The 12409-nt window shown below is 39.4% G+C and carries 12 protein-coding genes; 5 read left to right on the forward strand and 7 right to left on the reverse strand.

All coding sequences use genetic code 11. From position 1 onward, the window contains the following. Positions 1-68 precede the first annotated feature (68 nt). A complete protein-coding gene (locus tag N0O92_RS12850) occupies positions 69-1283 on the forward strand; it encodes an MFS transporter (RefSeq protein ID WP_315615062.1) in 1215 nt (404 codons plus the stop codon). Positions 1284-1392: 109 nt separating this feature from the next. On the opposite strand, the gene parC is transcribed toward N0O92_RS12850, so the two are convergent. From parC to N0O92_RS12865, 3 genes are all read right to left on the reverse strand, one after another. Continuing rightward, positions 1393-3843 (reverse strand): DNA topoisomerase IV subunit A, encoded by a 2451-nt coding sequence (gene parC, locus N0O92_RS12855; protein WP_315615063.1) that lies wholly within the window; start codon positions 3841-3843, stop codon positions 1393-1395. Between the two features lie 2 nt (positions 3844-3845). Beyond that, entirely contained in the window at positions 3846-5816 is a 1971-nt protein-coding gene (gene parE, locus N0O92_RS12860; protein ID WP_315615064.1) for a DNA topoisomerase IV subunit B, read from the reverse strand. A gap of 214 nt (positions 5817-6030) precedes the next feature. Then, on the reverse strand, positions 6031-6444 hold the full coding sequence (locus N0O92_RS12865; RefSeq protein WP_315615065.1) for a CoA-binding protein: 414 nt from the start codon (positions 6442-6444) through the stop codon (positions 6031-6033). A gap of 142 nt (positions 6445-6586) precedes the next feature. On the opposite strand from N0O92_RS12865, the gene N0O92_RS12870 reads away from it, so the two are divergent. Further along, positions 6587-7900: a DUF2254 domain-containing protein gene (locus tag N0O92_RS12870; protein WP_315615066.1), complete on the forward strand. Its 1314-nt coding sequence runs from the start codon at positions 6587-6589 to the stop codon at positions 7898-7900. A gap of 81 nt (positions 7901-7981) precedes the next feature. On the opposite strand, the gene fadH is transcribed toward N0O92_RS12870, so the two are convergent. The 4 genes from fadH to N0O92_RS12890 all read right to left on the reverse strand — a co-directional run bounded on the left by fadH (position 7982) and on the right by N0O92_RS12890 (position 11628). After that, entirely contained in the window at positions 7982-8752 is a 771-nt protein-coding gene (gene fadH / locus N0O92_RS12875) for a 2,4-dienoyl-CoA reductase (RefSeq protein ID WP_315615067.1), read from the reverse strand. A 288-nt stretch (positions 8753-9040) separates the two neighbouring features. Beyond that, positions 9041-9538: an acyltransferase gene (locus tag N0O92_RS12880; protein ID WP_315615068.1), complete on the reverse strand. Its 498-nt coding sequence runs from the start codon at positions 9536-9538 to the stop codon at positions 9041-9043. A gap of 241 nt (positions 9539-9779) precedes the next feature. Beyond that, positions 9780-10694, reverse strand: coding sequence for a ketopantoate reductase family protein (locus N0O92_RS12885; protein ID WP_315615069.1), 915 nt, complete (start codon positions 10692-10694; stop codon positions 9780-9782). A gap of 43 nt (positions 10695-10737) precedes the next feature. After that, entirely contained in the window at positions 10738-11628 is an 891-nt protein-coding gene (locus N0O92_RS12890; RefSeq protein ID WP_315615070.1) for a LysR family transcriptional regulator, read from the reverse strand. Positions 11629-11817: 189 nt separating this feature from the next. Between N0O92_RS12890 and N0O92_RS12895 the strand changes: the two genes are divergently transcribed. The 3 genes from N0O92_RS12895 to N0O92_RS12905 are packed head-to-tail and all read left to right on the forward strand — an operon-like array spanning position 11818 to position 12257. Further along, complete coding sequence (locus N0O92_RS12895) at positions 11818-11937, forward strand: YjcZ family sporulation protein (protein ID WP_315615071.1); 120 nt, start codon at positions 11818-11820, stop codon at positions 11935-11937. Positions 11938-11977: 40 nt separating this feature from the next. Then, positions 11978-12097, forward strand: a complete 120-nt coding sequence (locus N0O92_RS12900) for a YjcZ family sporulation protein (RefSeq protein ID WP_315615072.1) — start codon at positions 11978-11980, stop codon at positions 12095-12097. A 40-nt stretch (positions 12098-12137) separates the two neighbouring features. Then, positions 12138-12257, forward strand: coding sequence for a YjcZ family sporulation protein (locus N0O92_RS12905; RefSeq protein ID WP_315615073.1), 120 nt, complete (start codon positions 12138-12140; stop codon positions 12255-12257). Positions 12258-12409 lie beyond the last annotated feature (152 nt).

Genomic DNA, 12409 nt, shown 5'->3' on the forward strand with positions numbered 1-12409 from the left:
TATTGACAGGTAAAGGATCCATGGTACATTAGAGAAAACGCTTATATTTGTGCTCGGGGGGAACTAATTTGGAACAAGCAATATCGAGGGATACACAAGAACAACCAATTGCAACGAAAAAGGACCATGTTATCTTTTTAACTGTTGTGTTTTGTTTTTGGTTTAGTACTTATATTTACATTCCCGTCTTTGGGTTATATTTAGAGGACATCGGATTTCGTTACTCACTCATTGGAATTATATTAGGAAGTTATGGTGTGACACAAATCCTTTTACGGTTTCCTCTTGGTGTCGTGTCAGATCGTCTTGTTGGATTACGAAAGCAGCTTCTCATTTTTGGATTTATCATGGCGTTTGTTAGTGCGCTCCTCCTTGTTTTCTTACCATCGTTTATTGGAATATTAGTAGCTCGTCTTTTAGCGGGAATCACTGCGGCGATGTGGGTTATGGCTACCGTGTTGTACTCTCAATACTTTCGAACAGAGCATGCATCAAAAGCGATGAGTCGTGTCCAGTTTTTAACCGTGTTTGCACAGTTTACGAGTATGATTATTAGTGGCTATTTGGTTTTGTACGCTGGTTGGACGTTTCCTTTTTGGATTGCGGCAGTCACAGCAATCGTCGGCTTGATTTTAGCTTTTCAAATAAAAGAAGTCGATGTGCCTACTTCGAAAACGTCTAGTACGATTTCAACACACGTCAAAGAGACGTTCCATATTTATGGATTAAAGACGATTACCTTTTTATCATTAGTAGCTCATGCCATATTGTTTATCACAATATTTGGTTTTTCACCTTTATATACGACCTATTTTTCTACAGGAGACCATGCGATTACGATCCTTGTTTGTGCGTTTTTTATTCCACACGCCCTAGCTTCCGTATGGTTAATGTTTTATAAAGTTGACGTTGAGAGACAAAAGTCCGTTTTGCTTATGAGTTTTGCTCTATCTGCTCTTTTGTTAGTTGCAACCCCACTAGCAAACTCTTTGTTTTTTTTCAGTCTGATCCATGCTGGAATTGGCTTAACATTAGGGGTTATATTTCCTTTGCTTTTAGGAATGGTTATTCAACTTTCTTCAAACGGACTGAAAAATTCTGCGATGGGATTTTATCAATCTTTCTACGCGATTGGTATTTTAGGTGGCCCGTTAGTAGCTGGTGAATTAGCTGATAAGGTGAATTTACCTTCTGTTTTCTTCTTTAGTGGCCTTCTTTCTATTATCGGCTTTATTGTTTTGATATTCTTTAAAGCGAATCGTAACGAGAAAAGATCACTCTAACTAATGAGTGATCTTTTTGTTAGGAATGAAAAAGTTAGTGTTTCCTCACATCAGGTTTACATAATAAAGTTATCGTAACCTGCAAAGCAGACGGAAAAAACCGACGAGATTAATTCTCGTCGGTTTTTGGTGTTGTATCAATTTCTTCACGTACTTTAATTACATTTCCGCTTGTCAAGACATCGATTAAGAATGATCCGTTGCTATAACGATCACTATTTCGATACGTAGCTGCTTCAAAACGCTCTTGCTCATTTTTTTCAGTAACAGCAATATACGTTGTCTGAGGTGTAGCCCGTTTGCAAGCAATCACACGGTGCGGATTTGATTTTAGTTCTCTTAGCATAACTAGCCCTCGTTTTGCACGGCTAGACTTATCAAATTCAGATATAGGAATCTTTTTCACGGCCCCTCGTTGCGTAACGAGAATAAATTCCACTTTCTTATCGTCTGACGAGAAGGTTGATGCATCTACTACAAAATCGTCTTCTTTTAAATTGATTCCTTTCACACCAGCTGCTCTTTGACCTACTAGGTTCACTTCGTCTTCTCCTAGCCACAGTCCAAAGCCTAAATGAGTAGCGATAAATAACTCTTCGTCTCCACTTGTCACCATCGCTGCAACAACCTCATCATTTTCTTTTAATTTCAAGGCCATTAGAGGTTTGGAGAAACGTTGCGCTTGATAAAGCGAAAGTTGAGATTTTTTTGCCATTCCGTTTTTGGTGATAAATAAAAGAGATTGATCTTCTTTAAATTCTTTCACAGGTAGTGCTTTAATTATATCATCGTCCGAATTGTAGCCACTGACAAGGTTGGCTACGTGTTGTCCGTTGTCTTTCCAACGAATATCAGGGAGTTGATGAACCGGGATATACAGGTAATTACCCGACTTTGTGAACAATAGCAACGTTTCCGTCGTATTAATTTCAAAATGCCCTAAAAGGTAATCTCCTTCCTTCATCCCTGGATTTTCACCATTGGAAGCCCCATATGAACGAATGCTTGTTCGTTTCACATAGCCTTCTTTTGTAACGGTGACCATTACATCTTCTGACGCGATAAGCACGTCCATGTTAATTTTGATTTCTTCGATTTCTTCTTTAATCACCGTACGACGAGCATCAGCAAACTCTTTTTTAATAGTTTGGAGATTGCTTTTGATCACTTGAATTAATTTCTTCTCACTTGCCAGAATCGCTTCTAGCTCGTGAATGCGGCGTTCTAGTTCTGCTGCTTCTTCTTCAAGTGTAGTAATATCTGTATTCGTTAAGCGATAAAGCTGTAACGTAACAATGGCTTCTGCTTGTGCTTCCGTAAAATCATATTTCGCGATCAAATTATCTTTCGCATCTTTTTTATCTTTGGATGCACGAATCGTTGTGATCACTTCGTCTAAGATCGAAATTGCTTTAATTAACCCTTGAACAATATGTTGACGATCCTGGGCTTTTTTCAGATCATATTTTGCTCTTCTTGTGAAAACAAGCTTTTGGTGATCGATATAGGCTTGAATGAGTGATTGAAGTCCCATTAATTTCGGTGCTTTGTTCGCAATAGCTACCATATTGAAATTATATGTAACTTGTAAATCCGTATTTTTTAGTAGATAGTTTAAAATGGCATTTGCATCTGCTTCTTTTTTCAGCTCAACGACAATTCGAAGCCCTGTACGATCGGTATCATCTCGTACTTCCGCAATGCCATCCACCTTTTTATCAAAACGAAGCTCATCCATTTTCTTCACTAAGTTCGCTTTTACGACTTCGTATGGAATTTCCGTAATGACAATTTGCTCACGTCCACCACGTAGTTCTTCTACTTCTGTTTTTGCACGAACAACGACTTTTCCTTTACCAGTACGGTATGCTTGACGAATGCCGTCAATGCCTTGAACAGTTCCTCCAGTTGGGAAATCAGGTCCTTTGATCACTGTTAATAAATCATCCAGAGTAGTTTTCGGTTTCTCCATTTGCATGATAACCCCGTCGATAATTTCTCCTAAGTGATGTGGAGGAATATCCGTTGCATATCCCGCAGAAATCCCTGTTGATCCGTTAACAAGCAAGTTTGGAAACATAGCTGGTAATACGACAGGCTCGTCTTCGGTATCATCAAAGTTCGGAATATAATCGACAGTATCTCGGTCAATGTCACGAAGAAGTTGGGAGGCAATTTTGGATAATCTTGCTTCCGTGTAACGCATCGCAGCTGGAGGATCTCCATCAATTGACCCATTGTTTCCGTGCATATCAACCAACAGATTGCGAACCTTCCATTCCTGACTCATTCGGATCATCGCTTCATACACAGATGAATCACCGTGTGGATGATAGTTACCAATAACGTTACCGACCGTTTTAGCGGATTTTCGGAATGGCTTATCTGCGGTGTTTCCGTCTTTGTACATCGCATATAAAATTCTGCGTTGTACCGGCTTTAACCCGTCTCTTGCATCAGGAAGTGCTCGTTCCTGAATAATGTATTTACTATAGCGACCAAATCGGTCGCCGATGACTTCTTCTAATGGAAGGTCTAAGTAACGCTCTGTTTGTGCCAAGCTTACTCCTCCTCAATGATTGCTAAGTTTTCGTTTTCTAAGATGTTTGAGTCTTCTTCCATCCCAAATGCGACATGAGACTCAATCCATTTTCGTCTAGGTTCTACTTTATCACCCATTAACGTCGTCACACGCTTTTCAGCACGTGCAGCATCGTCGAGTTTGACACGAATTAACGTTCTCGTTTCAGGATCCATCGTTGTTTCCCAAAGTTGTGTCGCATTCATTTCCCCTAAACCTTTGTAACGTTGTAATGTATAGCCACGACCGACTTTTTTCGTTGCTTTGTCAAGTTCACGCTCATCCCAAGCATATTCGATTACTTCTTTTTTTCCGCTTCCTTTGCTAATTTTATATAGTGGAGGCAAGGCAATGTACACCTTTCCTGCATCAAAAAGCGGTCGCATGTAACGATAAAAGAACGTAAGCAAAAGAACTTGAATATGTGCACCATCAGTATCGGCATCGGTCATAATAACAATTTTATCATAATTTACGTCTTCTAACGTGAAGTCAGAACCTACCCCAGCACCAATTGTATGGATAATCGTGCGGATTTCTTCGTTTTTCATAATATCTTCAAGTTTTGCTTTTTCTGTATTAATGACTTTTCCGCGTAACGGCAAAACAGCCTGGAATTTCCGGTCGCGCCCTTGTTTGGCCGATCCACCTGCCGAATCACCCTCCACTAAATACAGTTCATTTCGCTGTGGATTTTTTGATTGTGCGGGTGTCAACTTTCCACTTAAAAGCACATCTTTTCGTTTGCTCTTCTTGCCATTTCGTGCATCTTCACGCGCTTTTCTTGCGGCTTCACGTGCTTGAGCTGCCTTTACCGCTTTCTTTATCAGCATGGTACTGACATCAGGATTCTCTTCAAAAAAGTATGATAGCTTCTCCGAAACGACGCTATCTACCGCTGATCTTGCTTCTGGTGTTCCGAGTTTTCCTTTTGTTTGGCCTTCGAATTGAAGCTTAGCTTCTGGTACTCGAACAGAAATAATCGATGTAAACCCTTCACGAATATCGGATCCATCTAAATTCTTGTCTTTTTCTTTCAGTAGCTTCACTTTGCGAGCGTACTCATTCACCGCTCGTGTCATAGCTGCTTTTGCTCCAAGTTCGTGAGTTCCGCCATCCTTAGTCCGTACGTTATTTACAAATGAAAGGACATTTTCGGTGTACCCATCGTTAAATTGAAAAGCAAACTCTACTTCGATGCCGTTTTGTTCGCCAGAGAAAAAAACAACGGGACTTAATGTTTCTTTGTCCTCGTTTAAATACTCTACAAACGCTTCAATTCCATTTTCAAAATAAAACTCTTCCTCAGAACCTTCCCCACGCAAATCAACTAGTTCTATTCTTAGCCCTTTTAATAAAAAGGCAGCTTCCCGTAATCGTTCTGTTAATGTTTCAATATTATACGTTGTTGCACTAAAGATCGTTGGGTCTGGCTTAAAGTGGATGGTCGTTCCTGACTTACGCGTTTTCCCTGTCTTTTCAAGTGTTGTCGCAGGTTTGCCGCCGTTTTCAAAACGTTGTTTATACACGTGACCATCACGCTTAATCTCAACAACAAGCCACTCAGATAGAGCATTTACAACCGATGCCCCTACCCCGTGCAACCCTCCACTTGTCGCATATCCACCTTGTCCAAACTTTCCCCCAGCATGTAAGACCGTGAGAATAACCTCAGGTGTTGGTTTCCCAGATTTATGCATTCCTGTAGGCATACCTCGTCCTTCATCGCTTACAGAAATACTATTGTCACGATGAACCGTTACATTTATGTAAGATCCGTGTCCAGCTAGTGCTTCGTCAACGGAGTTATCAACTATTTCATAAACAAGGTGATGAAGGCCGCGAGCGTCTGTACTCCCGATGTACATTCCCGGACGCTTTCTTACCGCCTCTAACCCTTCTAATACTTGTATCGCATCATCGTTATAATCCGTATGTTGTTTCTTAGCCAAAGTTGGTACTCCTTTCAACATGCTACTTTTCGTATTGTAGCACAAACGAACAAATGTTTCTATTTCTCGAACAGTGCTGCTTTATCTATTGTAGCGGTTATTTCAGTATTCGCAACCTCTTTTCCATTATCCTGCTATTTCGTTCACTTTTCTCATAAAGAAAAGGAGGGGTTCCAAAAGCATATTTGGAACCTCTCCTTCCGTTTTTGAGAAGTTATTTCCACTTCGCGTGTTCCACTTTTATACAGCGATTCATAACTGTTTGAATCCCGTTTTCCGTTAACATGTTGTATGCTTCTTCATTTTCAAGTCCAAGTTGAGCCCAAAATGATTTTGCTCCAACTTCGATCGTTTCTCTCGCAACTTCTGGAAGATATTCACTTCTACGAAATACGTTCACAATATCGATCGGACCATCGATTTCTTTTAACGATTTTACCGCTTTTACACCTAGTATTTCATCTGCTGTTGGGTTGACAGGGATAATCTCATACCCCGCTTTTTGCATAGCTTCTGACACCATATATGACGTACGGTCTGGGTTGGCAGACAAACCAACAACAGCAATACGTTTGCTTTCATGAAGTAGTTGTTTTATTTCTTCGTTAGTTGGATACTCGATTGACATCGTTTTCACTCCTTTTATTTATCTATTACTTTGTTCCGCATCTCCCGTTCTATTTCCTGCCTAAATAAAAGAGAAACGTTTAATTTTACCAAATTGTCAAAAACTAAACGGTACATCATCTTTGTCAAAGGAGGGCAAGTTTATGAAAGATCATCCTACATGGCTTATGTTGCGCTCACATTTTTGGTTTATCCCTGCAGTATATGGAATTACCTCCATCCTATTTGCTTGGCTCAGTGTTTATGTCGATTACCTGTTACGTGATGACTTTTTTCCTCCGTTTTTTGTAGTGGATCTAAACTTGGCTCATACATTGTTAAGCACCATTGCTTCTTCTCTTTTAACCATGACAACCATTTCCTTTTCAACGATTATGGTTGTATTAACAACATACTTATCACAATTTTCCCCTCGGACGATGCAAGACTTTCTAACAGATGTCCATACGCAACGCATTCTTGGTGTTTTCATTGGAGGATTTGTTTATGCTTTGATTTTGTTGTTGCTTATACGTGAAACAGATCAGCAGTCTTTTTTTCTCGCCCCTACATTAGCTGTTCTTTATGCCATCGTCTGCGTAGGTTTCTTTGTCTTCTTTGTTCATCACGTTGGTAGGTGGATTCAAGTTAGTAATTTAATTCACCACATTACGAGAAGTACGATACAATCGATTCATAGCAATTATGAAGATGAAGAAATAGAAGCACGTGATGAACCTTGGAAAGATTGGGAAAGTGAAGAGCTCACGTTAATTGAACCAACGTATATTTTCGCAGAAAAATCCGGGTATTTGCTTATCGTAGAAATAGAGAAGCTAGTCGAACAAGCGCGTGATGATGATGTTATTGTAAAAGTGGAAGTTGGTCTTGGTGATTTTATTGAAAAAGGGACAACGATTCTTTCTTTTTGGGGTAAGAATACAAGTGAGATTGACTCCTCCCTTTACCAACAGTTGTTTCATGTTGGAGAAGAACGAGCAACGATTCAAGACATTGATTTTGGGTTAACAAAATTAGTTGAAATTACATTGCGGGCTTTATCTCCTGGAACGAATGATCCGAATACTGCGATCAGTGGCATTCGTGCTCTCGCTAGAATTTTAACGGTCCTTGCAAAAAAGAACCTCCACCGTTCCTATTATAATGATCAGTATGAAAGCCTTCGTGTTATGGTTAAGCAGCGGCACTTTGAAGATTATTTGTATCGTTGTTACTATCAAATACGCCATTACGGAATTGAAGACGTTTCTGTCGTTGCAGCTATGATTGATTCTTTGCAATTGATCGCGGCTCAAAATGACAGACGTATTAAAGAGATCGTTTGGCAATTCTCTCGTTACATTCAGCAAGGAATCAAACAAGAAACCATGCTTGAATTAGACCGGTCCTATATTAACGAAAAAGTTCAGCAATTAGCCATTCAAACAGAGCATGCCCATGACCACCACCCGTTATAATATATCGGTACACACTAGTAAGTAGGCCAAAGGGTCGCCAAATTTTAGCTTAGCGACCCTTTGGCTAAAGAAGCCTATATCCTAAAACTTATAACTAGCACCCGCTAACCATTGAGCCCCATCCATCGTCACGCATTCACCATTAATGTATCCGGCTTCTTCTGAACTAAGAAACGCAGCCAATGCTGCTACTTCTTCTACTTTTCCAAAACGTTTCGCAGGAATACTAGTAACAAGTTTTTCGTATGCGTTTTCATTAATGATTAATTTGTCTACTCCACCGGTATCTTCAATCGGTCCAGGAGCAATCGCGTTCACACGTATTTTATACTTACTTCCCCACTCAACAGCAAGTGATCTTGTCATCGCTAACACTCCTGCTTTCGCACTAGCAGAATGGACGACCCCCGGACCTGCAGTCCAGGCATAGGTTGCGACGATATTAATAATGCTTCCTGACTTCTTCTCTTTCATCCATTCTTTAGCAACCGTTTGTGTGCAATACCATGTTCCGTTTAAGACGATATCGATAACAGAGTTCCAGCCATTAACCGATAAATCCTCTGCTGGGACAAGAAAATTTCCTGCTGCGTTGTTAATAAGAACATCGATGGATCCGAATGCTTCCATTGTTTTCGTGACCATCATTTGTACTTTTTCTGGATCACGAACATCCATCGCAACGGTCAATATTTGACCTTCGAATGTTTCGATTTCTTTTTTCGCTTTTTCTAGCTTTTCTTGGTCTCGTCCACTAATGGTTACGTACGCTCCTTCATCAGCGAAACGTTTCGCCATCGCTTTTCCCATCCCATTGCTTCCACCTGTGACAATTACCGTTTTTCTTTTCAAAGCGAAGCCTCCTTTTATGAGTGAATATTCATTCATATAGCTAATCATAACATGTTATTTTCTATGTGAGTACTCTTTTCTCAAAAAAAGAGGTCAGTCTCAAATAGAAATTAACCCCTTTTACCTATCGATTAGATCACATCTAACGGCAGCTTCCGGTTTGGCATTGGAAATTCGGAATTGGTTGTTTAACAAAAGGGAGATTAGTCCCAGACTTATCTCCCTCCATTCTTTTATAATCACGTATTTCTACTAAACTGAAGATAAGAGTTTTAGAAACTACTAATGTTAATCTAGATCTTTAATACGTTTAGCAGGGACTCCAGCATATAATCCATTAGGTTTACAATCTTTATTCACAACTGCTCCTGCAGCAATTACACATCCATCACCAATAGTTACACCAGATAGAATAGTGGCTCTAGCTCCAATCCAGCAACCTTTGCCAATAACAATTGACTTTCGCTTAGATTCTCCTGAGCGCTTATGAGTATCACCAATTTTATGACTAGAGGTGCATATCAAAACATCAAAACCGATAGCTGTATTTTCTTTAATAGTCACTCGTTCCCAAGCATCAATAAATACATTGTGATTAAGGAAAACACCTTTCTCTATGAAGATGCTTTTACCTCTAAATGTGCAACCGGATCTTATGTTTGGTGATTTAGTTCTCATACCTGCAATTCGATAAAGAATATAGCGGATTTTCTGATGTGTTAAAATAGATTTAGCAATTACATTTACCAACAAATTCCAAATTATAGTAGATAAACTGTGTTTCAAATTACCTTCAACCCTCCACTTTTTTCTAAGATTTTTGCAGGACGGATTTGTAATATCATTATTGAATTATCCAATTAATTCATACTTAAATGCAGCTTAAGTATTTCCATGTAACCGCACCATTTGTTCATATGTTCCTAGTGTTAGAATTAGTACATTATAACACCTCTAAAAAATGATCGTACCGTCTGCTAATATAAATGGAGCAGTCTTCATCACTCGTCAATCTCCTTTCTCCTTACTAGATTTGACCGTTTTTAAATGGATGTAAAATGGCATAAATCGCTCTGAGGCAAGGTGTTTCTATACTGTATTTCTCCGCGCTTCTCACTAAAAAGCCTTGCAGACTATCTAGTTCAATCGGCATCCCTTTTTCAAGATCACGATGCATGGATGAAGTCATGGTTGGTGATAAATTTTCAAGTTTCACAAAAATCGTATCAACGATATCACCTGGCAATTTCACTTCTTTTGCCCGAGCAATTTCCACTACTTCCTTAATCAAATCAAGGGAAAACTGAGAAAGTTTTGGGTCAGCTAATGCTACAACAATCGGCTTCCTCGAAACAGAGGTGATTCCACTTAATGTTGATAAAAATATAAATTTCTTCCACATATCAACGACAATCGTTTCAGATAATGTAACCGGAATAGCTGCTTGTTCAAAACTTTCTCTTATGTTAGATAGTAGTGGTTTGTCCCCGTCTGAAATCGGACCAAACACAACATCATGAAGTTGGCTTGTATGAATAATGTCGTTTTCCTCATTCAATGTAGATTCAATGTAACAAATGCCGCCTAACACTTGTTGTTCGCCGAATTTGGAAACAAGGAAGTCAAGATGTTCCACTCCGTTTAAGAGTGGCAAGATTTTCGCTCCATTTTGAACCAACGTTTCAAGCTGCGGTACCGCTTGTTCTAGCTGATAATTTTTCAAGGCAACTATAACAAGCTGTGGGCTTATGACTTTCTCTGCCTCAACCTCGATACATGGCTGAATGGTGAAATTCCCATATGTACTTTGGACCCGCAATCCTCTCTTTTTCAATTGTTTAACCCTTTTTGGCCGAACTAAAAAGGTAACATTCTCGTTTGCTGCTAACTTACTGCCGAAATATCCTCCTACTGCCCCTGCACCTAATACAACGATATTCATGAATCTCATCCTCTCCTTCACAAGAGATTTCTCTCGACCTAAACTACCTATCTTTTCCGTAATTCATAATTTTCTCGATAAATAAATCATGCGCTCTCGAAACAAAGTCGTGTTTTCCCTTGACGATGGAGAGCTTTCTTGTAAATTTCCGGTTACCAATATTAATTTCCTTTAATTCTCCTAACTCTAACTCTTTTCGAACCGTCAAACGGGAAATCATCGCAATGCCAAGACCTGCTGATACCGCTTCTTTGATTCCCTGAGAGCTGCTAAAAACAAAGGAACGCTTTACTTGTAATTGAAGGTTTTGAATCAATTGATTGCTGTAAGCCCGAGTCCCCGAGCCGCTTTCTCTTAAAATCCAAACTTGATCTTGTAGCAATTCAGGTTTCACCATTCGTACTTGCGATAATGGATGATTACTTGAAGCAATCATAATCATTTCATCATTCATAAATGGAACGACTTCCCCTTCATACTCCGTTACTTCCCCTTCAATTAAGCTTATATCTAGCTCATTTGAACGAGTTTTCGCAATAACCTCTTCTGTATTGCCTACAATTACCTCAACATTTACTTTTGGATGTTCCATTGCGTACTCTGCAAGAACTCTTGGTAAGATATATTCCCCTATGGTAAAACTAGCACCAATCTTAATGGTTCCTTGTACGATATGCATTTGGTCCGCAATTTCTTGCTTCGCTTCTTCTAGAATCGTTAAGATTTGTTTCGCTTTTAAGTAAAACAACTCTCCTGCTGCTGTTACTTTTACTTGTTTTGGTGAGCGAATAAACAATGTTGTTTCAAGTTCAGCCTCTAAGTTCCGAATGTGGAGGCTCACGTTCGGTTGAGATAAATTCAGTACTTTTCCTGCTTTTGAAAAATGGCGTAATTCCACAACCGTAACAAATATTTTTAAATGCTCTATGTTCATATGTACTCCCTCTTTTTTAACTCATCAGGTTCATTTTACCACATTTGTATGAAATAACTGATTCCTCTCCTTTAAAAACGAACAAGTGGGCAATTGTTTAATTTTCTTATGATTAGTGATCTGCCCAATCAAAATACCTTCTCATTCATAGTGTAAAAGTATAGCAACTCAAAAAGGAGGTTTTCCAATATGAGTTTCTATAGTGCACCTATGCACGGTTACCACGGTGCTACTGGTGGTAGCGGTTTTGCGTTAATCGTCGTGCTTTTCATCCTACTTGTTATTGTAGGCACAGCATTTGTGAAGTAATGAAGAATTCGACTAGAACGCTAAAAGGAGGTTTTCCGTTATGAGTTTCTACGGCGCACCTATGTATGGTTACCACGGTGCTACTGGTGGTAGCGGCTTTGCGTTAATCGTCGTGCTTTTCATCCTACTCGTTATTGTAGGCACAGCATTTGTGAAGTAATGAAGAATTCGACTAAAACGCTAAAAGGAGGTTTTCCGTTATGAGTTTCTACGGCGCACCTATGTACGGTTACCAAGGAGCTACTGGTGGTAGCGGTTTTGCGTTAATCGTTGTGCTTTTCATCCTACTTGTTATTGTAGGAACAGCATATATGAAGTAAAAACAAACCAATATAGATTACAAGAGAGGCTGGGACATAACTAGCCGAAAATAATAAAAAAGGGTTCCAATCATGAAAATAAAATGATTGGAACCCTTTTTCTGTTGATTTATTCTTTTATCCGAAGCTTGATGGGCACTTATGGCGGTGTA

The organism is Alkalihalobacillus sp. MEB130 (assembly GCF_032335535.1).
In the GTDB taxonomy this organism is placed as follows: domain Bacteria; phylum Bacillota; class Bacilli; order Bacillales; family Bacillaceae_D; genus Halalkalibacter.